The sequence below is a fragment of the Pseudomonas azerbaijanoccidentalis genome, assembly GCF_019145495.1.
GTDB lineage: Bacteria > Pseudomonadota > Gammaproteobacteria > Pseudomonadales > Pseudomonadaceae > Aquipseudomonas > Aquipseudomonas azerbaijanoccidentalis.
In genome coordinates, this window is sequence record NZ_JAHSTU010000001.1 from 30,292 (window position 1) to 52,317 (window position 22,026).

Annotated in this window: 18 protein-coding genes; 11 read left to right on the forward strand and 7 right to left on the reverse strand. The window is 56.9% G+C overall.

The window, feature by feature from the left end:
* Positions 1 to 155 precede the first annotated feature (155 nt).
* From KVG88_RS00130 to KVG88_RS00140, 3 genes are all read left to right on the forward strand, one after another.
* Positions 156 to 656, forward strand: a complete 501-nt coding sequence (locus KVG88_RS00130) for a CinA family protein (RefSeq protein WP_150703259.1) — start codon at positions 156 to 158, stop codon at positions 654 to 656.
* 349 nt (positions 657 to 1,005) lie between these two features.
* Positions 1,006 to 1,827: a ZIP family metal transporter gene (locus KVG88_RS00135; RefSeq protein WP_437179932.1), complete on the forward strand. Its 822-nt coding sequence runs from the start codon at positions 1,006 to 1,008 to the stop codon at positions 1,825 to 1,827.
* 171 nt (positions 1,828 to 1,998) lie between these two features.
* On the forward strand, positions 1,999 to 2,148 hold the full coding sequence (locus KVG88_RS00140; protein ID WP_191630501.1) for a hypothetical protein: 150 nt from the start codon (positions 1,999 to 2,001) through the stop codon (positions 2,146 to 2,148).
* Between the two features lie 133 nt (positions 2,149 to 2,281).
* On the opposite strand, the gene KVG88_RS00145 is transcribed toward KVG88_RS00140, so the two are convergent.
* Positions 2,282 to 2,539 (reverse strand): hypothetical protein, encoded by a 258-nt coding sequence (locus KVG88_RS00145; protein WP_150703257.1) that lies wholly within the window; start codon positions 2,537 to 2,539, stop codon positions 2,282 to 2,284.
* Positions 2,540 to 2,842: 303 nt separating this feature from the next.
* Here KVG88_RS00145 and KVG88_RS00150 point away from each other — a divergent pair, with 303 nt between their 5' ends.
* Together KVG88_RS00150 and KVG88_RS00155 are read left to right on the forward strand one after the other, a co-directional pair.
* The gene (locus KVG88_RS00150) at positions 2,843 to 3,556 is read left to right on the forward strand and encodes a class I SAM-dependent methyltransferase (protein ID WP_217869886.1); all 714 of its coding nucleotides are present in this window, start codon (positions 2,843 to 2,845) and stop codon (positions 3,554 to 3,556) included.
* Between the two features lie 166 nt (positions 3,557 to 3,722).
* Complete coding sequence (locus KVG88_RS00155; RefSeq protein ID WP_217869887.1) at positions 3,723 to 3,881, forward strand: hypothetical protein; 159 nt, start codon at positions 3,723 to 3,725, stop codon at positions 3,879 to 3,881.
* Between the two features lie 130 nt (positions 3,882 to 4,011).
* Here the strand turns inward: KVG88_RS00155 and KVG88_RS00160 are convergent, their stop codons facing one another.
* Positions 4,012 to 4,899, reverse strand: coding sequence for a LysR family transcriptional regulator (locus KVG88_RS00160; RefSeq protein WP_217869888.1), 888 nt, complete (start codon positions 4,897 to 4,899; stop codon positions 4,012 to 4,014).
* Positions 4,900 to 5,048: 149 nt separating this feature from the next.
* Between KVG88_RS00160 and KVG88_RS00165 the strand changes: the two genes are divergently transcribed.
* The 3 genes from KVG88_RS00165 (at position 5,049) to treS (ending at position 9,263) form a co-directional block, all read left to right on the forward strand.
* Entirely contained in the window at positions 5,049 to 5,582 is a 534-nt protein-coding gene (locus KVG88_RS00165; RefSeq protein WP_217869889.1) for a GNAT family N-acetyltransferase, read from the forward strand.
* Complete coding sequence (locus KVG88_RS00170) at positions 5,575 to 6,771, forward strand: MFS transporter (protein ID WP_437179923.1); 1,197 nt, start codon at positions 5,575 to 5,577, stop codon at positions 6,769 to 6,771. The genes KVG88_RS00165 and KVG88_RS00170 overlap by 8 nt, the downstream gene beginning before the upstream one ends.
* A 425-nt stretch (positions 6,772 to 7,196) precedes the next feature.
* Positions 7,197 to 9,263, forward strand: coding sequence for a maltose alpha-D-glucosyltransferase (gene treS / locus KVG88_RS00175; protein ID WP_217869890.1), 2,067 nt, complete (start codon positions 7,197 to 7,199; stop codon positions 9,261 to 9,263).
* 64 nt (positions 9,264 to 9,327) lie between these two features.
* Here the strand turns inward: treS and KVG88_RS00180 are convergent, their stop codons facing one another.
* Both KVG88_RS00180 and KVG88_RS00185 read right to left on the reverse strand, forming a co-directional pair.
* Positions 9,328 to 11,493, reverse strand: a complete 2,166-nt coding sequence (locus tag KVG88_RS00180; protein ID WP_217869891.1) for an ATP-binding protein — start codon at positions 11,491 to 11,493, stop codon at positions 9,328 to 9,330.
* An 86-nt stretch (positions 11,494 to 11,579) separates the two neighbouring features.
* Complete coding sequence (locus KVG88_RS00185) at positions 11,580 to 12,470, reverse strand: LysR family transcriptional regulator (protein WP_225933827.1); 891 nt, start codon at positions 12,468 to 12,470, stop codon at positions 11,580 to 11,582.
* A 122-nt stretch (positions 12,471 to 12,592) separates the two neighbouring features.
* Between KVG88_RS00185 and KVG88_RS00190 the strand changes: the two genes are divergently transcribed.
* Complete coding sequence (locus KVG88_RS00190) at positions 12,593 to 14,023, forward strand: aldehyde dehydrogenase family protein (RefSeq protein ID WP_217869892.1); 1,431 nt, start codon at positions 12,593 to 12,595, stop codon at positions 14,021 to 14,023.
* A 107-nt stretch (positions 14,024 to 14,130) separates the two neighbouring features.
* Here the strand turns inward: KVG88_RS00190 and KVG88_RS00195 are convergent, their stop codons facing one another.
* Positions 14,131 to 15,330, reverse strand: a complete 1,200-nt coding sequence (locus KVG88_RS00195; protein WP_217869893.1) for an MFS transporter — start codon at positions 15,328 to 15,330, stop codon at positions 14,131 to 14,133.
* 448 nt (positions 15,331 to 15,778) lie between these two features.
* On the opposite strand from KVG88_RS00195, the gene KVG88_RS00200 reads away from it, so the two are divergent.
* Entirely contained in the window at positions 15,779 to 16,195 is a 417-nt protein-coding gene (locus tag KVG88_RS00200) for a YMGG-like glycine zipper-containing protein (RefSeq protein WP_217869894.1), read from the forward strand.
* A gap of 109 nt (positions 16,196 to 16,304) precedes the next feature.
* Here KVG88_RS00200 and KVG88_RS00205 read toward each other — a convergent pair whose 3' ends face one another.
* Both KVG88_RS00205 and KVG88_RS00210 read right to left on the reverse strand, forming a co-directional pair.
* Positions 16,305 to 18,557: an autotransporter family protein gene (locus KVG88_RS00205; protein WP_217869895.1), complete on the reverse strand. Its 2,253-nt coding sequence runs from the start codon at positions 18,555 to 18,557 to the stop codon at positions 16,305 to 16,307.
* A gap of 227 nt (positions 18,558 to 18,784) precedes the next feature.
* Positions 18,785 to 20,185: an MFS transporter gene (locus tag KVG88_RS00210; protein WP_150703247.1), complete on the reverse strand. Its 1,401-nt coding sequence runs from the start codon at positions 20,183 to 20,185 to the stop codon at positions 18,785 to 18,787.
* 747 nt (positions 20,186 to 20,932) lie between these two features.
* On the opposite strand from KVG88_RS00210, the gene KVG88_RS00215 reads away from it, so the two are divergent.
* On the forward strand, positions 20,933 to 21,991 hold the full coding sequence (locus KVG88_RS00215; protein ID WP_217869896.1) for a Rieske 2Fe-2S domain-containing protein: 1,059 nt from the start codon (positions 20,933 to 20,935) through the stop codon (positions 21,989 to 21,991).
* Positions 21,992 to 22,026 lie beyond the last annotated feature (35 nt).

The following is a 22,026-nucleotide window of genomic DNA, read 5'->3' on the forward strand; positions in this document are numbered from 1 at the left end:
CCGTCAAGGCTAGGGAGCTCTTGCTGAAGGTTCTTCCATACAGTGACGGTGGGGCGGAGTCATATAACGGAGAGGTTCTTGAAATCCGGACGCGTTATTGTTGAATGTTCAGCGCAATGACTTGTCAATCGAGCTATACCTCGTGAGTTCTGGTCATGTCTATTGCTGACGAAACGGTTGTATATCTTCGCGAACATTCGCTGGTGGTGACTACGGCCGAATCCTGTACCGCCGGAAAAATCGTGACGCTTTTGTCCGAGGTCGAGGGCAGCGGCGAGTTTATCGAATGCGGTTACGTGGTTTATTCACCGCAGGCCAAACAACGTGTTTTGCATGTCAGTCCGCACACCATCGAAACCTTCAATCTGACGAGTGTCGAAGTCGCCACGGAAATGGCGATGGGCGCTCTGCGTGACAGCACCGCCAATGTCGCTGTGGCCACCACCGGCATTCTGGGCCCGGAAGATGTGGACGGCATCCCCGCTGGCACCATCTGCTTCGCCTGGGCCTTTCAATTGGCAGGGGGCTGTCATGTTTTTAGTGACGAGCAGCGATTCGCCGGCACTCGTTGCCAGGTGCAAAAAGAAGCAACCGAATACGCCTTGGAACGCCTGCCGTATTTCCATCGTCGAGCGCTGCTCGGCGAAGATGAGTGAACTCATGAGTGGCGATGCAGAACATCCAGATTGGCACCTCAATCACGGTGAGCCCGTTTGTCGTACGCCCCAAAAGTTTTTGAAATTAACTTCGTTGCGCTTGCTTCTGATGAGTGTACGCAGCATTTGATCGCCACAAGCCTATCCTTTGAGCGGGAGGCGCAACGGGTTTCCAGAGCGTTGATGTCGTCTTTGCCATCAACTTCTGCTAAACGCTCAACTCGGAAATAAGGAACACACCATGTCGGAACCACCGTCTTCATTGGTAGCGCCCTTACGTGCCTTGTTTGGACAGGTGACCCGTTCGGGATGGGGCGCAATGTTGTTTTGGCTGGTTCTTGTGGGTGTGATGGTTGTGCTGATGGTCAGCGGTTACGGCGCGTTCGTCGGGGCCAACAAGGACAATCTGCGTTTCGCTTTTGTCGGCGGGTTGTCCGGCTTTGCCGCGACAGCAGTGGGGGCTGTCGTCGCGATTGCACTGCGCGATATTGCGGCGCGCACTCAGGACATCATGCTTGGATTCGCTGCCGGGATGATGCTGGCTGCCAGTTCTTTCTCGCTTATCTTGCCGGGGATCGAAGCCGCTCAGGAACTCAGCGGTAACAGTCTGCTGGCGGCCAGTATCGTGGTGCTGGGATTGGCGCTCGGTGTTGCATTGATGATCGGCCTTGATCGATTTGTTCCTCACGAACATGAGAAAAGTGGCCGGCGCGGGCCTGACGCCAAGCGCATCAATCGAGTCTGGCTTTTCGTCCTGGCGATCACCCTGCATAACCTGCCGGAAGGCATGGCGATAGGTGTCAGCTTTGCCACAGGTGACATGCAAGTTGGTATATCGCTGACGACCGCGATCGCCATTCAGGACATACCCGAGGGTTTGGCCGTCGCCATGGCTTTACGGGTGACCGGGATCTCGGCTCTACGCGCGGCCCTGATTGCAGTCGGCTCTGGCTTGATGGAACCTTTTGGCGCCTTGGTAGGGCTTGGTATTTCCAGCAGCTTCGCTTTGGGTTACCCCATTGCACTTGGCCTTGCTGCGGGTGCGATGATTTTTGTCGTCTCCCATGAAGTCATTCCGGAGACGCATCGCAACGGTCATGAGACGCCTGCCACCTTGGGTCTGATGCTCGGTTTTGGCGTCATGATGTTCCTTGATACCGCGTTGGGCTAGGGCACGCTACGTTTCGTCCGGGACGCGTTTAAAATCTTGGAACATCGATACAGAACCTCTGGTCATTCCCCATGTACAGCCTGTTGTTTTGGCTCGTCGCTCCTTATGCGTCGAAGATTGCAGAGCAGGGCGGAAATCAGGCAGCTCGCAGCCCAGGTCCAGGAGTCCATCATGAAAAAACTCTACGTGTGTCTGAGTCTCTGCAGTGTGTTTTTGCTGCATGGGTGCTTTGACAGTTCAAAGAACACCACCAAAAACAATACCGACGGCAGCAAGTCATCTGTGCAAATGCAAGAAGGTAAAGCCGATGAGAGCAAGTAGCCTGGCCGTGCGAAAAGAATAAATTTTCGATGAACACGTAATTACGGGCGCTAAAGAGGGCGTGTCTGCTCAACCTGCTGGCCGCCAAGGTCTGCAGGTCGACAGACCCAAGATGATCTGCCTGCAATGGACGTCAAACATCAATTTGCAATTCCAGATCTCCATTTGCCAATTTGCGAGTGTGCACAAGGGTACCGGTCAACGGCTGCTTCGAAAGCGGCGTGACGGTTATGGTATGCGCCTTGTGAAGATCATCGGGGAAGGGGGCTTGCACCTGAACTTGAAAGGCACCGGGCGTGATCGGGACGATCAGTGCCTCGCACTCCGCGCTTTTCGCGATGGGGCCCAAAAATGTGTCCAGCAGATAATCCAAGCGTACGCGGCAGCTCATGAACAGACTCCGTTCAGCACAGTGGTCAGAGGATTCACAACGACTTGTTCGCTAGAGGGTCTATCCGTGTTGAAGTTCAACGCGGGGGCCTCAGTGGCTCGCAAAATGGTTTTATTCTCGTCACTGCTGACGGCGTAGCGCTGTGAGCGCAATGGCCGGTGTGTAGTTGTGATGGGACGTCTGGCGTATGGCCTGGATAAGTGCATGGGCTACATTCCTTGGTGGAATGCAGCATATAAAATTAATGAATTTTTATTATCGATATACCAGGCGTAGTTTGATTTGAGGACATGGAGAATTGCCTTGAAATCATCCACTCTCAACTCTGCTGAAAAATTCGATGCTTCACGGGCCAATGAGTACGCGCGACAGAGCCGTATTGCATTAGCCGGTTACGACGCCTGCCAGGATTTGGTGGCGTGCATGCTAGCGGCAAGCCTCGGCAGTACTGTGTCGGCAAAGGTACTCGTGGTGGGGGCTGGCGGTACGGCTCAGGAGATTATTGCCATGGCCAGGCTCGAGCCAAATTGGCACTTCACTGCCGTTGACCCTTCCGAGTCGATGGTTGAAACCGCAAGGCAGCAGTTAGCCTTGAATAATTTGCTTGAGCGCACGGACATTCATCTTGGGTATGTTGAGGATCTGGCGGCGGAGGCGTCATACGACGCCGCCACGTTGATCGGTGTACTCCATCATCTCGATGGAGATGATGCCAAAAGACAAATTTTACGATCTATTCGGGCTCGTCTGAAACCAGGGGCGCCGCTAATTGTTGCAGGCAATCAATATGCCTATGCCAGCCAACCATTACTCCTCGCTGCCTGGGGGCAACGCTGGCGGCAGCACGGCGCCAGTCCTGATGAAGTGAAGGCAAAGCTTGGGAAAATCCTTCAAGGCGCTGATCCGCCACATTCAGAAGCTGCGGTACAGAAACTTTTGCATGACAGCGGATTTGGGGACGCCACTCGTTTCTTCAGCAGCCTTTTCTGGAGTGCCTGGATGACGTGCAAGCTATAAAACTGTCGTCTTTTTGCTGGTGGCAATAGCTGATGCGCCGTGGACTTACTACGAAGTTGTCGCGAGTCCCTGGTTCTCTCCGAACTGGCTACTGAGGGGTGATCGTTGACGCAGGGAATGGATGTGCCTATACAGTCTTTTCTTTCAATTTTTGTTTCGGTAAGTCATGAGCGAAGAACGAGATATTCCAGAGCCCGAGCACGACCACTTGCTCGATCATGAATTTCATGAAGACGAGTCATGGGTTGAAGAAGACGCTCAGGCCATTGTTGACGAAGATGATGATGACGTTGATTTTCTTGATCAGATAGATCAGGACGACTGACTCGGTATTAACACCCAAGGGATTCATGGCGCTCAGAGTTCGAGCATTACGCCAAACTGTGGATTCCCTTGGTGACTCGATTAGGTGGCGGGCAAGTCGACGGTATCGAAGGGCGGCGCTCTGCACTCGCTCAGGGCGCGAGCGTCTGTAAGGCATCGAGCACCTGCCGTAGCGCCTTACCCAACGGCTTATCCTGACGCAGCACAATGCCTAGCGTGCGGCTCAGGGGCGGCTTCAACGGTTCGACTCGTAAGCCACGCCGATAATGAGTTGACGCCACTGACATAGCGGGCACGATGCTGTAGCCCAGCCCGGCAGCAACCATCTCCTTGATTGCTTCGATGCTGCCCAACTCCATCACCGGTTTGACGCGTAGGCCGGCCTGCAAATACCACTCATCGATCAATAACCGCGTGCTACTGCCGGCTTCAAAAACCACCAAGGGCATGCTTGCCAGTGACTGAGGCGTCACACACTGCGGCACATCCGCCTGCTCGGAGCTGAAGATCACCACGAACTCGTCCTCGAGCAAAGGGCATATCGACAAACTGCGCCCGGCGGCGGGAAGAGTGACGAGTGCCAGGTCAAGGCGGTTCTCCTCGACTGCGCGCAGGATGCCATCGGTATTGCCGGTACTGACTCGTACATCCAGCGCCGGAAACTTTCGCCGCAGGGTTTGCAGAATGGGCGGCAGTAAATGGATGCAGGCGGTGGCACCGGTGCCGATGGAGATCTGGCCGGCGACCCCTTGAGCATGACTGGACAGATCGAGAAGGGCGTCTTCAACCACGGCATTAATTCGGCCGATGTGCTCAAGCAAGGTGTTCCCCGCCGACGTCGGCTTTATGCGCTTGCCGACACGTTCTATCAGCTTCAGGTTCAGCCATGTTTCCAGTTGACGAATTTGCAGGCTGACGGCGGGTTGGGTCAGGCCCTGACGCTCGGCGGCGCCGGAGAAGCTACCGTGCTCGATGACCTGAGCGAAGGTGTGCAAATGCTTGAGATTGAGACCATGCATGACAAAGTTTTACTTATGCTGAGGATGAGGAATCATAGCTTTGTTTTGGTTTGTCCTGGCGTCATTATTTGTTCAGCGGGCAGTTGCTCTGCGCGAAGGCGACAGCCAGCAATCCATAATCAATCTGATATTCCTGACGAAGATTATCCATGCCTCACACCTTGTTAGTTCGAGACGCCAGTGACAACGACATGCCTGCGGTGCAGGTGATTTATGCCCATCATGTGATTCATGGCACGGCCAGTTTCGAATTGAACCCACCGACCCTCGAACAGATGCGTCAACGGCACGCCGATATCTATGCCCATGGGCTGCCGTTTCTGGTGGCTGAGCGCGATGGGGAATTGGTCGGTTATGGCTACGCCACCCTGTATCGGCCGCGTCCGGCCTATCGTTTTACGGTCGAGGACTCTGTCTATGTCCGCGAGGATATGTCTGGTTTGGGCATTGGGCAGGCGCTGTTGAGCAAGGTAATCGAACGTTGCATCGAGGGTGGACGGCGGCAAATGGTCGCGATCATCGGCAACAGCGAAAACCTCGCGTCGATCCGTTTGCACGAGCGCCAGGGCTTTCGCACGGTCGGGGTATTTGAATCGGTAGGCTTCAAGCACGGCCGCTGGCTCGACACCGTTATCATGCAGCGTGAATTAGGCGAGGGGGCCGGTAGCACACCCCATGATTAGTGCGGGTATCCGATCCGTGGGTATGCGGACGGCCATGGCACTGGGCCTCTCGCAATTGATCAACTGGGGTGTGTCGTTCTATCTGCTCGGCGCATTCGGCCCGGCCATGGTGAAAGACCTGGGCTGGAGTGGCCAGCAGGTGTTTGCCGGACTCTCGGTGGCGATGGTCGTTATGGGCCTTGTGTCGCCGTTTACGGGTGGCTTGGTGGAGCGCTGTGGCGGGCGTGCAGTGTTGCGATTCGGCACTTTGCTCAATGCAGTCTCTTGTATGCTGTTGGCAAGCAGCTGGCCGTCGCTGCCGATTTACTACCTGATCTGGATGTTGTTCGGCGTCGGCATGCGTCTGTCGTTGTACGATGCATTGTTTGCTGTTCTCGCCGGGCTGGCCGGTGAGCGGGCGCGGGGCACCATGGTGCGTATCACCCTGCTCGGCGGTTTGTCATCGACGGTGTTCTGGCCGCTGGGCAGTGGCTTGCAGGACCTGATCGGCTGGCGACACGGATTGATGGTCTATGCCGCACTGTGTCTTGTCAGCGTCACATTGCTCTATGTGCTGCCTGCTGGTGCGGCCATGTTGAAGGCTGAGCTCGGCGATTCGCACGCTACGCCTCAACGTGCAGCTTCGGTTTTCAACCAATGGTTGTTCGGCCTTGGCGTGACGTTGGTGGGTGTGCTCTCGGCGGGATTGGCACCACAGCTTCCGGATTTACTCACGTCCTTGGGTGCGCCGATCGGCCTGGTGGCATTGTGGGGCATCGGCCAGACGTGTGCACGGATGACGCAAAGCCTGTTGGGCGAGTCGATAACTGCTTTATCGCTTAACGTATGGGTGGGGATCAGTCTGCCGCTGTGTTTCGCCATTGGCCTACTGAGCCAGGGCAGGGTGCTGCTGGCAGGGCTATTCGTGTTTGGTTACGGCGCGCTGAATGGTCTCTCGACACTGCTGCGAGCGAGCCTCCCGTTCGAGCTATTCGCGCCCGACCAATACGCGCGCCTGACCGGAAAGCTGGTGGCGCCAGCTTTCATCCTGTCAGCCTTCGCGCCCTGGTTATTTGCCGCTGTGCGTGATCACTCGGGAGATCGCACCTTGTTATGGATGGCCTTGGGCATTGGACTGTGCAGCCTGATGGTGGCCATTGCCCTGAAGGCTGTGGGAGGTATTGATCATGGGCCGACCACAAAAGAGTGATCTTCGATATGAACGCGGGAAGTGATAACCGTGCGTTTATTGAGGGTTGCTTGTTTGGTATCGCTGACGTGGTCGCCGCGGCTTTCGGGAAGTAAGGTGCCTTGGCCTCGATGTTCATCTTGGATAAGCGCTTCATGGGCGATTTTGCGATGAAATCCTCAGAAATCATAGCAACGGTTCGCGTAGGCGTTTTACACACTCTGGGCCGATTGCTGCTGTTGCAAAAGGTTAAGTAAAACTCCGGGCAGGCGTTATCCAACAGCTGATTTTTATCTTTTCCAAGGGGGGGGGCGAGCAGCGTTCTCCAAGGTCAATGCAACGAAATCCACACCCGGGCCTCATACATAAACGAACCGAGCCCTTGTTGCTGCTAACGGACGCAAGGGTCGGTGCAGGCTCTCTCCCAACTAGAGGCAATGGTGTTCATGACGACTGCTGAAAATAACCATGTGGCGTGGTTGGTCGAACAATCCATGCTGCATGCCGCAAGGCAACGGGCCAAACTTTATTCGGGACAGGGACGCTTGTGGCAACAGCCCTACGCCCAAACCCGGCCTCGCGACGCTTCGGCCCTGGCTTCGGTGTGGTTTACCGCCTATCCAGCGTCCATTGTTACCCGTGAAAACGGCACCGTACTGGAGGCCCTGGGCGATGAAAGCTTGTGGCATGTGCTGTCGAGAATCGGCATCCAGGGCATCCATAACGGGCCGCTGAAAAAGTCCGGGGGCCTGCGGGGGACCGAACACACGCCGACCATCGATGGCAATTTTGACCGCATCAGTTTCGACATCGACCCGCAGTTGGGGACCGAGGCGCAGCTACAGGCGCTGACCCGCATGGCCGCTGCGCACAATGCTGTCATCATCGATGATGTCATCCCGTCTCATACCGGAAAGGGCGCAGACTTTCGTCTGGCCGAGATGGCTTACGAAGATTATCCGGGGCTCTATCACATGGTGGAGATTCGCGAGGAGGATTGGCCGCTGCTGCCTGAGGTGACACCGGGCCGCGACGCGCAGAATCTCAACCCACAGCAAGTTGATGCGCTGCGAGACAAGCATTACATCGTCGGCCAGTTGCAGCGGGTAATTTTCTTTGAACCGGGTGTAAAGGAAACCGACTGGAGTACGACGCCAATCGTATTGGGCGTCGATGGCAAGCCGCGACGCTGGGTGTATTTGCATTACTTCAAGGAAGGTCAGCCCTCGTTGAACTGGCTGGACCCGACCTTTGCCGCGCAACAGATGATCATCGGCGACGCGTTGCATGCCATCGATGTCATGGGGGCGAAAATCCTGCGTCTCGATGCCAACGGATTTCTCGGTGTGGAACGCAAACTCGATGGCACCGCCTGGTCGGAAAGCCATCCGCTGTCCATCACCGGTAACCAGTTGTTGGGCGGGGCGATCCGCAAGGCTGGTGGCTTCAGTTTCCAGGAGCTGAATCTGACCGTTGACGACATCGCTGCGATGTCCCACGGCGGTGCCGATCTTTCCTACGATTTCATCACCCGGCCTGCCTACCAGCACGCGTTGCTGATGGGCGATACCGAATTCCTGCGGCTGATGCTGCGCCAAATGCATGCACTGGGTATCGACCCCGGCTCGCTGATCCACGCCTTGCAGAATCACGACGAGCTGACGCTGGAACTGGTGCATTTCTGGACCCTGCATGCCCACGACACCTTTCTGTTCCAGGGCCAGACTTTCCCCGGCAATATCCTGCGCGAACACATCCGCGAGCAGATGTACGAGCGCCTGGCCGGAGAACACGCGCCCTATAATCTCAAGTTCGTCACAAACGGCGTGTCTTGCACCACCGCCAGCATCATTACGGCCGCCCTCGGGATCCGCGATCTCGAGGCAATCACCGCTGCCGATATTCAACAGATCCGCCAGATTCATTTGCTGTTGGTGATGTACAACGCGATGCAGCCCGGCGTGTTCGCATTATCGGGGTGGGATCTGGTGGGTGCGCTGCCACTACCGGCGGACCAGGTCGAGCATCTGATGGGCGATGGTGATACCCGCTGGATTCACCGTGGCGCCTACGATCTGGTGGATCTGAATCCGGATGCGCCACTGTCAGCGGGCCTGATGCCCCGTCCGAAAACCCTTTACGGCAGCCTGACCACGCAATTGAAAGACCCGGATTCCTTTGCCTCGCAACTGAAGAGAATCCTGGCGGCTCGCCGCGCCTACGATATCGCCGCCAGTCGACAGATCCTGGTCCCGGATGTCCAGCACCCGGGGCTGCTGATCATGGTCCACGAATTGCCAGCGGGCAAAGGCACGCAAATCACCGCGCTGAACTTCGGTGCGACAGTGATTACCGAAACGCTGCATCTACCCAACATCGCGCCGGGCCCCGTGGTCGACATCATCAATGAACGGGTCGAGGGTGACCTCACGGCCGAGGGCGAATTCACCATCACCCTCGATGCTTATGAAGGCCTGGCGCTGCGTATCGTCAGCGCTTCACCGATGATCTAGGCGGGCAGGCCCGCAAGCCTGATGCCAGGTCTGGCCGGTTGCTGCCTGGCGCCACGGTCTGGATTTAATCTGAAGGCGTGTTAAGCAATGAATGCACCCGCGAAGTGAGTTCATTCAGGCTGAAGGGTTTGGTTAGTAATCGGGTTGTCTTATCAACCGAGACCAGTCGCGAACCGCCAGCAAACCCGGTGATGAAAAGCACTTTGAGTCGTGGAAATTTCTTTCTGAGTTCAGCAGCGAGGCTGATCCCGTTCATCGATCCAGGTAAGCCAACATCACTCAACAGTAAGTCCAGGTGTCCCAGCGTTTCTGCCTGTTTGATGGCAGAAACGCTATCGGCTGCTTCAATGACGCGATAGCCAATTTCGGACAGAAGCTCCAGCGCCATTTGCCGGATTGCCGGTTCATCGTCCACCAGTAATATCGTTTCGTTATGCCCGGATGAAATCAGCTGATTGGCGTCGCCCAGATCTACTTTCGGCACTTCCGGTTGCGAATCATCCACCGGGAAATACAGGGTCACAGTGGTGCCGACACCCAGACTGCTATGGACTCTGACCTGGCCACCGGATTGCTGAGTGAAGCCATAGATCATTGACAGACCCAGCCCGGTTCCCTCGCCCAACTTCTTGGTGGTAAAGAATGGATCAAAAATTCGCGACAAAATCTCGGGACTGATCCCTGTGCCGGAATCCGTGGCAGAAATGCTCACATAGGATCCAGCTGGTAGCATTTTGTCGGATGAAGAAGCCTCATCGATTACGCATCGATCAACCTTAATGTCGAGCCTACCTCCATCGGGCATTGCATCGCGTGCATTGATCGCAAGATTAAGCAGCGCGTTTTCCAGTTGGTTCAAGTCGCACCTGATACGATCGGTTGTTCTGAATGAGCACTCAACAACGATGCTTGGACCCACTGCACGCCGGATCATCTCTTCCAGGTCGGCAACCACTTTTCGGGGATCAAGGAGTTCGGGTTCGAGGGATTGCTGCCTGGAGAACGCAAGGAGTCGTTGCGTTAATGCGGCTGCTCGTGATGCCGAAGTCAAGGCGACTGAGTTGTATCGGGCCAAATCGTCGTAACGACCTGCATCAATACGTCGTTGCATCAGTTCCAGGCTACCGATCATGCCCGCCAACAGATTATTGAAGTCATGAGCGATCCCGCCGGTAAGCTGCCCGACCGCTTCCATTTTTTGGCTTTGTCTCAACTTGGATTCCGTCACAGCGCGCTCTCGCTGCTCCTCTTCCAGTTGTTGGGTGCGTTCTGCTATCCGAACTTCAAGCAGGTCGTTCCAGTCACGCAGCGCACTTTCCAATTGCACCCGGTCATCGATGTCCTCGATGGTGCCGTACCATTGTTCGCAGTTTCCGGAGAGGTCGAGGCTGCACAGCGCACGGACTCTAAACCAACGGTAAACGCCAGTGTGCTTTCGTAATCGGACCTGAAGATCAAAAGGCTGCAGCGTGCCCAGAGATTGATCCCAGAGCGCGGCAATTGACACCTGATCTGCCTCATGCGCGGCATTGGCCCACTGGCGTTCCAATGTCTGCTCGAGCGACAGGCCGGTGTATTCGTACCAACGTGGATCGATAGAGATCAGGTTGCCACCCTTGTCGGCAGTCCAAGGCCAAAGTGGATTAAGCTCCGCGGCAATGCGGTAATGCCTTTCGCTTTCACGCAGCCGTTTTTCCGTTGACCGCATAACGTCCAATGTTTTGAAACGCTTCAACGCCGCGCCCAGCAGGTTGCTATACCCACGGAGAAAGTCGATATCGCTGTCTGTAAACTGACGAGGCGTTCGACTGTCCACCTCAAATATTCCGAAAGGGCGTTCTCCGTTAGCGCCGCGCACTAGAACATTGACGAAGGCTTTGACCCCATTGTTCTTTTGAAAATCGTGATAGTGAAATCGGGTTTCCGTTGCAATATCTGTCGAAATGACGGGTGCATTGGTGTTGAGCGAGACGATTTCGGGGCTGCCTTCGCATGCTTGCACGCGAACCTTTCCGACCACATCTGGCGCCCAACCCACGCCGTTTCTTACCAGAAACGTGATGCCGTCTTCTTCTAGCAGCATGAATTTGGCCAGATTAGTTTCAAGGGCATCACCGACTAATCGACACGCCTCGTCGAGGATTTGCTCAAGGTCATCTGACGCCAAGGCAAGCTCGCCAAATCGGGCAAGCACCTTACGCTGACGCAGTAACGTATCCTCGATATTCATAGGTTCACCAAAGGCGGTTTCAATATCCGAGGCTTGAGTTTCAGCTAGGTTCAAAAAGCCTGATTGAAAGCAGTTTTCGCTGAACCTCAGGGCAACTCCTGCGCCAGTTCAATCAGTGCGCGCAATCGTGCCGGCACGAAGCGATGGCCGGAGTAGTAGAGCCTCAACCCGCCAAACGACGGGCACCATGGCACCAACACCGGCACCAGTGCGCCGCTTGCCAGTTCATCGACGATGAACCACTCGGAAATAAATCCAATGCCAAGGCCCAACAACACAGCCTGTTTGATAGCCAGCAACTCGTTGGAGGCGAAGTGAACCGGCAGATCCATCTGCAGCTTTTGGCCATCGCGCTCCAATTCCCACTGGTAGAGGCCACCATGGGCCATGCGCATGCCGATGCTCCGGTGGGTGAGTAAATCTCGCGGATGCTCGGGCACGCCGTGGCGTTCGAGGTATTCGGGCGTTGCTACCACGAGCATTCGGACGTCACCCGACAGGGCCACGGCGATCATGTCTTGTGGCACAGACTCTGCCAGGCGAACCCCGGCGTCGAAGCCTCCGGCGATGATGTCGACCATGCTTGATTCGCTGACGATGTCGATGCGCACGTCGGGATAGCGCTGTGCATACTGCTTCAAGAGCGGTTCCAACAGCAGGTAAGCCGCGCCATAGGGTGCATTGATGCGCAATGTGCCGCTGGGTTCATCGGGGCCGACGCTGGCCTCTTCACCGGCACTTTTGATCTGTGCCAGCGCAGGTGCGATGCGTGCGACATAACGTTGCCCGATGTCGGTGAGGGCAACGCTGCGCGTGGAACGATTGAACAGTCGTACTTTCAGGCGTGCTTCCAGGCCGGCTACCGCACTGCTCACAGCCGTAGTGGACATGCCCAACTCCTGTGCTGCACCGCGAAAACTGTTGCGACGCGCAACGGCCAGTACCACTTCCAGCTCGGTCATTCCTGTTCTGTGCATGGATAGTCCTGAATATAGGGATTCTTCATAAGCCAAAAGATGGCTTATCGGAATAATGAACCCTTCTTAGACTTCATCACAGAGGCTCGCTTCGGGCGAGTCAATTTGAGCGAGGAGTCGCCATGCAACGCGTTGAACATATCTACATCAACGGTGAGTTCGTCATTCCACACGGTCAGGAATGGTTCGACCTTCATAACCCGAGCACCGAAGAAGTCATCGGACAGGTTCGGCTGGGCGATGCACTTGACGCACAGCGTGCGATCGCCGCCGCCAAGGTTGCGTTTCCGGCGTGGGCTCGTACTGGCCGGGAGGAGCGCATTGCGGCACTGCAACGGATGCACCGGGCCATGGCGGCAAGGGAGGAAGAACTGCTGGAGGCCATCCTCGTGGAATACGGCGCACCGTCGGTTCGCGGGCGGTGGATGGCGACTTATCCGGCTGATGTGATCGCCCAAGCAATCGATGCATTGGAAGCGTTCGATTTCGAGGAACAGGTTGGCATGGCCAGGGTGATTCTGACGCCCGTGGGCGTGACCGGTCTGATTACACCCTGGAACAGCAATGCGGGTTTCATTTGCAACAAACTGGCCACCGCGCTGGCGGCAGGCTGCACTGCCGTCATCAAACCCAGCGAGATGAGCGCGCTACAGACGCAGGTCGTGGTCAGGGCGTTGCACGAAGCGGGGCTGCCACCGGGTGTTTTCAATATCGTCAACGGACGGGGTGACGTGGTTGGCGAGGAGATCGCCCGACATCCCGATGTTGCCAAGATCTCGTTCACGGGGTCGTCCGCTATCGGCCAACATCTGGTAAAAGCCGGTGCTGACACCATGAAGCGCGTGACGCTTGAACTCGGCGGCAAGTCGCCCACCGTGGTTCTTGACGATGCGGATTTTCCGGCCGTCATGCCGCTGGTGCTGCAAGCGGGATTTCTCAACAGCGGCCAGGCTTGTATCGCAGGCACTCGCATTCTCGTGCCGCGCAGTCGGTTGGCAGAGTTTGAGCGGATTGCGAAGGAGGGTGTCGCACAGATTCAATCGGGTGATCCACGCAACGCCGACACTGACATCGGTCCGATGGTGAGCCAGAAACAATGGGAACGGGTGCAGCGCTACATCCGTACCGGCCAGGAAGAAGGTGCGAGGTTATTGGCCGGTGGTGAGGGTCGTCCGGAAGGCTTGCATGCGGGATGGTTTGTGAAGCCCACGATTTTCACAGATGCCAACAACCGGATGCGCATCGCGCGTGAGGAAATCTTCGGCCCCGTGCTGACGATCATCCCCTATGAGGATGATGCCGATGCGATCAGCATTGCCAACGATACGGACTATGGGCTGAGCGCCCTGGTGCTGGGGAAGAGTTCAGAACGCTGCTTGAACATCGCCCGTCAGATCGATTCGGGACGCGTGCTCATCAACACCCTGGCCCACGAACCGCGCGCCCCCTTCGGTGGATTCAAGCACTCAGGCCTTGGGCGCGAAATGGGCAGGTGGGGGATGAGCGCGTTTTTGGAGCCGAAGACGTTGATCAGGTATGAACCGTTGAAATGACGGGGTCAGATGCCTGTCTGGCAGCACTGGATGGGAATGGCAGCCGGCGTCCACTTTTGGCCGAGAGCTTTCGTTCGTGAACGCAGCTGCCGGCGAAAGGCGGCCTGTCAGGAGACGGCGGTTCGGACGTTTCCAGCCTTGGTAAACCAACATAGAGCGGCCACGCCGAGCAGCGTGGTTAGCACGGCCAGGAACAGGATTACGCGTTCAGTCCCCAATGGTGCGGCCAACAGCGCCACCAGCAGGCCGGCAAGCGGTTGAGACAGGTTGTTGAGTAAGGTAATCACGCCCACAGTCTTGCCGAAATCCTGAGGCGGAATCACCCGTTGACGCAGACTGCGCATGTAGACGTTGAACATCTTGTCGAAGCCAACGATCAACAGGAACCCCAGCGTATAACCGGCCAAATTAGGGCTCAGGGCGCTGATGAAGGCACCGGCGGCGATCATCGCATAGCCGACACCGCCCAGCACCCGCAGTGGCAGTACCACCCGAGCGAGAAAGAACAGGATCGCGATGGTGGTCACAGCGCCAGCCGCCTGCAGCGCGGCGTAGCCATCCTTGCCACCACCGTATTGGCCGATCACCATGGCCGCCGATGTGGCCAGGGTAACCCCGACGATCAGGTTGACGCCAACGGCCAGCGTGATGATTTTTTGCAACTGTACCTGCTCGCGGATATGCCCGAAGGCAATACGCAGAGGTTGCAGCCAGACGTCCTGGTGCTGCTCGAACACTTTTACGGTGATGCGGCTCCAACGTTGCCACGCCCGCATGCTCAGGTCAGCCAGCAGGAATAACCCGGCGACCCATAGGACCACCCAGTGCCAGCCCCAGACCTCCAGCAACAGCGCCGCTGCCAAAGGCCCGAGAACCAACCCGGTCTGATCGGCGATTTGCGAGTAGGACAAAGTCCTGGTGTAGTCGTATTGCTGGAAGACGTGTGGCATCAGCACCTCTCTCGCCATGATGCCCTGGGTGGTCAACACCCCGCACATCGCTGACAGTATCACCACCCAGGTGATGCCGCCGAAGAGGGCATAGAGCCCCACGGCCACCCCACAAAGCAGGGCCCGATAGACCTGGCTGATGTGCAGGATCCTGACGGGCGAGAACTTGTCGCACAAGGCCCCGCACAAAGGAAACGCCAGAAAGCGTGGCAGTGATTCGACGAAAAACGCCAGCCCCGCCCAGGACACACTGTTGGTGGTCTGGAATACCACCAACGGGACGATGAACAGCAGGATCTGATCTGCCAGACGCGACAGAAACAACGAAATGAAAAAAGCCAGGTAATCCTTACGCATGATGACTTCCTGTCGAAGTGTTTGCTTTTACGTCCTTCAAAGGCCGGTCCTAGGCGCAATGTGGGCTGTTTGCCGGTCCAGTGGCTGAGATAAACCTTGGCGCAGCTGGTTGCATGGATCGAGACGTTTTGACCTGGGCTGGGGGCGATTAATTACCGCAGTGGCGAGCAGAATAGCGATGGGTTGCTCGGTATCAAAGTAGCGTTTTGATAGGGAAAGGTTTTGATTCGGTAGAGCCTTCTGCAACTGGACGCATGATAGAGAATACAGAACCAACTACTCCACTTTGATAGTTCGATATATCACGCGTTGCAGGATTTTCTCGATGGGTGGCTGTCTTAATCGGCGATTGATTGATTCAGATTAATGCACGGCCGACTACGCGTTGACCTGACAATTTCGGGCCGCCAGAATTTCCTGCTCTTGTGAATTTCCAGAGGTCTGTCAGATGCTTAAATCATTGTCTATTGTTGCGTTTAGCTTTTGTGTATCTCAATACGCCTTCGCCGGTGAAACTACGAACACTGCAGTCGGTGGAGGTATCGGTGGTGCTCTCGGAAGCGTTGTCGGTCAAGCTGTAGGGGGCAGCACTGGCGCCGCGATCGGAGCCGGTGTAGGTGGCGCCGCTGGTGGTGCAATGACGGCAAAGAGCGGCAAGAAGACTGAATCAGCCATTGGCGGAGGTCTTGGGGCCGCTGGTGGACAGGTGATCGGCAACAGTGTGGGTGGCTCCACAGGCGGTCTGATTGGTGCGGGACTTGGGGGCGCAGCAGGCAGTGCGGTCGGCAACAATCTGGCCGACGATAACGACCATCACTCTGACTATAAGCATAAGAATAAATACAAACACAAGCATGGCGGTTAGTCGGATACGTCATCCGTAACCTTGTTCTTTGACCTCCTGACCATGCGCTTGAATGAACCGAAAGCCGAAGGCAAGCGCTGCTGTCGTTTCGCCAAGTTTTCAGCCCTTGTCAGAAATCGTATTTCACACCGAGCATGCCCTCGTAGCTATGGCTATCCCCATCAAACGATTTCTGATAGCCGGCGGAGATGAAGAACGTAACCTTCTTGTCTGCCTGGTAATCCACGCCAAGGTTGGCTTCCCACCAGCTTCCGCTGACATCCGCTTCGAAGGGCACGAAGCCGTTGGCCGAGGAAAACTCAGTCTTGGGCTGTCCCTTGAACTCATGCCAGACGCTGGGGCGTAACCAGCCGTTAGTGCGCAGCGTCTCGCCCTTGTCGTTCTCGCGGAACCAGTCTTTAGACGCGCGTACGCCGAGGCGGCCGATCAGCGAGTCGACATCCTTGAAGCGAACGTCGGCGGCGATATCGTCGCTGTTGTCGAGGTCGACATGGGAATAGATCAACTGGGCCTGCGGTTCGAGGTAAAGGTTTTCATTCTTGTGTTGGTCATCGCCCTCGTCGATCAAGAAGGGATATCCGCCCTCTACCGACGCGGTGTAACCCCAACCCTGGGTGTCCAGCTCATCGATGTCGCCCGGTTTTGCCTCGATGTCGAAGCGGTGCAGTTGCAGCACGCCATCCACATAGCCGCCGTCGGGACCGAAATGAGTCCAGTAGGCGCCCAGGCTGTAGGCGCGCAGTTCATCGTCGCCGGCACCGATGCCGGTGTAATGATCGACCCCGCCGGATATGTGGCCGATGGCCAGAGACACACCGGCTTGATCATGGCTGCCGTCGGTGTCCTCGCCGCGATACAGGTCAAGGCCGACCTGGAACGCCTGCATGTCGTAGTTGTAAGCCGGGGAGTCGCCAAACGGGCCGCTGTGGCCGCTCTCGCGCTCGCCATTGCGGAAGATCATCCGGCCCCAACCCAGCGAAGGTCCGTAGGTCTCTTCATGTTCCTTGGGCAGCGGGTCGGTGGGCATGCGCCGCTCTTCGGCCACCCGCTCGTGAAGGGTGTCGATCACGCCGCGGCTGTACACCAGCGCCATGGCGGGAATGGCGCCATAGAGCGAGGTTTCCGGACGGAAGTTCGGTACCGCCGGGTTAGGGGGCGTTGGGTCATCGGAGGGCACCGGAGGTGTCGGTTCGGCAGTGGAGCGCAGGTACCAGGCTTCGCCATTGGTGGCATCCACGCTGGAGCGATGCAGGGAGTACTCGTAGGGGCCGGCGATTGCCCGATTGCCCAGGCGAAAGGCATTGCTGGCGGTGGTGCCGCCATTCTGCGTGTCCACCACCAGGATGCCGTTTCCGGTGGTCAGCGCACCCTGACCGAGCAGGCCGCTTGCATCCCGGGCGTTGCGGATCAGCAACGCGGTGTTGCCGGTGGCGAGTGGTGCCGCGCTACCGCCGTCGATCACCAATTTGTCCGAGGGCGAGCCGTCTTCCTGCAGGAAGGTGTTGAGCGCAATGACGCCATCGCCACTGTAGTTGTTGACGGTTAGCGTCTTGAACACACCGCCTGCCGGTGGCGAGAAGTCGATCAGGCTGGGGTCGTTGACCAGGTTGGTCACGTTCGAGTCCCCGGTCATGCGCCAGACGCTGTTATTGGTCAACGTCAGGTTGGAAACGCTGCCGGGCGCGGTGAAGGCTGAACCCGTCACCGTCGAACCGGAGAGGGTGATGGTGGCCAGTCCTGGGACTACGGGCGGTGCCGGCGCTGTGACCGGAGGCGACTGCAAGGGCGGCAGGGCGCCGGTAATCTCGTCCGGGAAGTCGGACGGACCGGTCAGGGGTGGGTGTGGCGCGGCCAGCAAAGGAAAGTCGTTGAGCGTGCCTACCCGCAGCCACTCGCTGGCACCCGTCACGGTCGAGTCGGTCAGCGTGATGTTCGCATCACCCGCGACACCGATAATCGGTCCGCTACTGTTATTCAGAGAGCTGCGGGTAAAGTCGGCCGTGGACACCGCCCCAGGTATGCCCAAGGCGTAGAGCGCCATCGAGTTGGCCCCGCGGGCCACCACTGAAGTATCGGTGCCGCTGATGCGCCCGCCGATGACCGCCACTGCACCGTGGGCTGTCGCCCCGATGGTCTGGATCGAACCCTGGTTGAGTGTCACCGAAGTGGGATTGTCGCGGGAAAAGGCACCATGGGCGCCGACGCCTTCAGTGAGTACCGTGGTGCGGTTGGCGACCACGTCGGCTTGCCCACGACCGGTGGGGGTTGAACCGTAGTTCTCGAGTACCGCGCGAAGCCCTGAGGCACCGGTGCCATGGGTCGTGATCAAGGTATCGTTCAAGTTCACCGTGGCGGTACTCACCGCTTGGTCATTGCGCGCTTGAGCCTGTGCGCCGTATGCCTTGTTAGGTTTAGTCCAATCTGCGACTTTTTTCGCTAGCTTTGGCGAATTTCGGATCCAACTATCACCCGTCATGAAGGGCTGCCTGCCACCATAAAAAACGCCCGCGAAGATTTAGCCTCGCGGGCGTTTTTACTCATTTGATTACAGCGCGGCGCGTTTTAGTTCGCTGCGTGGTTACCAGGCACTCAGAGGTCGGTAATTTCCTTGTGACGTGGAACCAAAGCCTTCATCACACTCCACGCGACCAGATAGGCAACGGCGCAAATAGCGAACATGATCATGTAGCCGGTGTGGATATCACCAATCATTTTGTAGTGGTCAATTACCCAGCCGCCGATTTTTGTCATCACGACGCCTCCCAAGCCACCGGCCAAGCCGCCAATGCCAACGACTGAGGCAATCGATTTTTGCGGGAACATGTCGGATACCGTGGTGAAAATGTTGCACGACCACGCCTGGTGCGCCGACGCGCCCACCCCGATCAACAATACGGGTACCCAGAAACTGATGTAGCCGAACGGTTGCGCCAGCAATACCAGCAGCGGGAAGCAGGCAATCACCAGCATCGCTTTCATGCGACCGTCATACGGTGCATCGCCACGCGACATAAAATAGCTCGGGAACCAGCCACCACCAATACTGCCGACCATGGTCATGGTGTACAAAACGGACAGGGGGAGCACGATGGCCGAACCCTTCATGCCGTATTGGGCCGAGAGGTAGGTCGGAAGCCAGAACAGGAAGAACCACCACACGCCGTCGGTCATAAACTTGCCGAAGGCAAAGGCCCAGGTTTGGCGGTAGCTCAGCAATTTGAACCAGGATACTTTTTTCGCCTCGACGTTCGATCCCATCGGGTCGATGACTATTGGCGAATCGCTGCGGATGTAGGCCAACTCCTCTGCCGACAGGCGCTTTTGCTTTTCCGGGCTTTCATACAGCGCAATCCACACAGCCACCCAAACGAAACCCAGCCCCCCGATCACGATAAAGGCCGCTTCCCAGCCCCAGAGCGCGGCGATCAGCGGTACGCAAATCGGCGCCAGGATTGCGCCCACGTTCGCACCGGAATTGAAGATGCCGGTTGCAAATGAACGTTCTTTCTTCGGGAAGTATTCGGCAGTCGCCTTGATCGCGATTGGAAAGTTGCCCGCTTCGCCTATCGCCAGCACTGCACGCGACAGCATGAAACCGGCGATCGAAACCGGGATAACGGCCAGGCCGATCGCCCCGGACAGGGAGGCGATGCCTTCACCCATCGGCACCGCAAAGGCGTGCATCACGGCACCTGTGGACCAAACCGCAATCGCCAGTATGTAAGCGGACTTGGTGCCGATCTTGTCGACCAATCGACCTGCAAACAGCATGGAAATCGCATAGACAAACTGAAAAACCGAGGCGATGTTGGCGTAGTCAGTGTTGCTCCAGCCAAATTGCGTCGACAGTTCAGGTGCCAGCAGACTGAGTACCTGGCGATCGAGGTAATTAACAGTGGTCGCAAAAAACAACAACGCACAAATCGTCCAGCGATATTTGCCAACTGCTTGGCCAACGCGTTGCGGATTGATGGGCTCGTTTAGATTCATGGCATCACTTTATTGTTGAATTATGGTGATGATCTCTCGGTTTCAAGCGAGATCAGTTGGGTCTTAGTGCATTGCCAGTCTGTACATGGCCGACGCAGTGGCTGACATCGGCTGCTGTCATCGGCTTTCTCAAGCGTTCTTCAGCCTAATGGCCAAAAGCTGATGTGTAGCTCGCGCAGTCAAACGAGACGCACAGTCATGCGTACTCGACCGGAGCCCGCAAAAAGCAATCCACGTTCGAGGTATCAATATTGGCGTTGAGCAAAAAAGGAGGAGGGAGGCACGTAGGCGTCATGATGGGCATCGACTCATTATTATTTTTGAAGTCAGTTGATGACTATTCGTCAGTCATCGTACAACGTGGTCTTTATATCGATTTCTGTTGGGGGCTGTCAACGTGTTCTCTCACCGTCCGTCAGTCTTTAAAGCACAAACATACATAGGGTTTAAGGCTCTGGATTCGCGCGTTTGATTCTTCGAATGGTGGCACCGGCCGCTTATGCATCGGGCTGAATTGCGCGGTGTTGTCTGATGACAAGGTCGCCCAGCATGCCCGAGAAAATCCCGTTCAAGGGCCACACGCAAACGCCACCGGGCTTATGGTGCAGCAGGTTCTCGTAAGGTTGGATATCGCTGTTTTGGTTTTAATGGATCCATTAATGTTCATTTGTCCGCAAAAAGCTTGACGAATATCAGGTTTGTCCGCTCAAATGGATCCATAAAAACAAGCCTGTCCCGGAGAACCTTATGTATCCGAAAAACACCTGGTATGTCGCCTGCACCCCCGACGAGATCGCTTCCAAGCCCCTGGGGCGGCAGATTTGCGGTGAGAAAATCGTCTTCTATCGTGGGAAAGAAGGGCGCGTGGCCGCCGTCGAGGATTTTTGCCCGCACCGCGGCGCCCCCCTTTCGCTGGGTTATGTCGAGAACGGCAACCTGGTCTGTGGTTACCATGGCCTGGTCATGGGCTGCGATGGCAAGACCGTCGAAATGCCGGGTCAGCGCGTACGGGGCTTTCCGTGCAACAAGACCTACGCCGTTGAAGAACGTTACGGGTTCATCTGGGTCTGGCCTGGTGAGCAGGACAAGGCTGATCCTGCGTTGATCCATCATCTGGAATGGGCGGTCAGCGAGGAATGGGCCTATGGCGGCGGGCTGTTCCACATCAATTGCGACTATCGGTTGATGATCGATAACCTGATGGACCTCACCCACGAAACCTACGTGCACGCCTCGAGCATCGGCCAGAAAGAGATCGATGAAGTGGCGCCGGTCACCACTGTCGAAGGTGACGAAGTGGTCACCGCACGGCACATGGAAAACATCATGGCGCCGCCGTTCTGGCGCATGGCCCTGCGTGGCAACAACCTGGCCGACGACGTGCCGGTGGACCGCTGGCAGATCTGCCGCTTCAGTCCACCCAGCCACGTGTTGATCGAGGTGGGCGTAGCCCACGCCGGCAAAGGCGGTTACCACGCCGAGCCGCAACACAAGGCCGCGAGCATCGTGGTCGACTTCATTACTCCGGAAACCGAGACGTCGATCTGGTATTTCTGGGGCATGGCGCGCAATTTCAATCCCCACGACGAAGAACTGACCGCCACCATCCGCGAGGGCCAGGGCAAGATTTTCAGCGAAGACCTGGACATGCTCGAACAGCAGCAGAAGAACCTGCTGGCCAACCCCGAGCGTAACCTGCTCAAGCTCAATATCGATGCCGGTGGCGTGCAGTCCCGCCGCGTGCTGGAGCGCTTCATCGCCCGTGAGCGCGCGCCCGCTGTCGAGCTGATTGCCACGGCCAACTAGCTCGAACGCGAGGCCAGTCCACTCCCATTGATCCT

Excerpts from the sequence above, each read along its gene's own strand:
- KVG88_RS00130 (WP_150703259.1), top strand. The coding sequence starts at position 156 with ATGTCTATTGCTGACGAAACGGTTGTATATCTTCGCGAACATTCGCTG.
- KVG88_RS00135 (WP_437179932.1), top strand. The coding sequence starts at position 1,006 with ATGGTTGTGCTGATGGTCAGCGGTTACGGCGCGTTCGTCGGGGCCAAC.
- KVG88_RS00140 (WP_191630501.1), top strand. The coding sequence starts at position 1,999 with ATGAAAAAACTCTACGTGTGTCTGAGTCTCTGCAGTGTGTTTTTGCTG.
- KVG88_RS00145 (WP_150703257.1), bottom strand. The coding sequence starts at position 2,539 with ATGAGCTGCCGCGTACGCTTGGATTATCTGCTGGACACATTTTTGGGC.
- KVG88_RS00155 (WP_217869887.1), top strand. The coding sequence starts at position 3,723 with ATGAGCGAAGAACGAGATATTCCAGAGCCCGAGCACGACCACTTGCTC.
- KVG88_RS00160 (WP_217869888.1), bottom strand. The coding sequence starts at position 4,899 with ATGCATGGTCTCAATCTCAAGCATTTGCACACCTTCGCTCAGGTCATC.
- KVG88_RS00165 (WP_217869889.1), top strand. The coding sequence starts at position 5,049 with ATGCCTCACACCTTGTTAGTTCGAGACGCCAGTGACAACGACATGCCT.
- KVG88_RS00170 (WP_437179923.1), top strand. The coding sequence starts at position 5,575 with ATGATTAGTGCGGGTATCCGATCCGTGGGTATGCGGACGGCCATGGCA.
- treS (WP_217869890.1), top strand. The coding sequence starts at position 7,197 with ATGACGACTGCTGAAAATAACCATGTGGCGTGGTTGGTCGAACAATCC.
- KVG88_RS00180 (WP_217869891.1), bottom strand. The coding sequence starts at position 11,493 with ATGAATATCGAGGATACGTTACTGCGTCAGCGTAAGGTGCTTGCCCGA.
- KVG88_RS00185 (WP_225933827.1), bottom strand. The coding sequence starts at position 12,470 with ATGCACAGAACAGGAATGACCGAGCTGGAAGTGGTACTGGCCGTTGCG.
- KVG88_RS00190 (WP_217869892.1), top strand. The coding sequence starts at position 12,593 with ATGCAACGCGTTGAACATATCTACATCAACGGTGAGTTCGTCATTCCA.
- KVG88_RS00195 (WP_217869893.1), bottom strand. The coding sequence starts at position 15,330 with ATGCGTAAGGATTACCTGGCTTTTTTCATTTCGTTGTTTCTGTCGCGT.
- KVG88_RS00200 (WP_217869894.1), top strand. The coding sequence starts at position 15,779 with ATGCTTAAATCATTGTCTATTGTTGCGTTTAGCTTTTGTGTATCTCAA.
- KVG88_RS00210 (WP_150703247.1), bottom strand. The coding sequence starts at position 20,185 with ATGAATCTAAACGAGCCCATCAATCCGCAACGCGTTGGCCAAGCAGTT.
- KVG88_RS00215 (WP_217869896.1), top strand. The coding sequence starts at position 20,933 with ATGTATCCGAAAAACACCTGGTATGTCGCCTGCACCCCCGACGAGATC.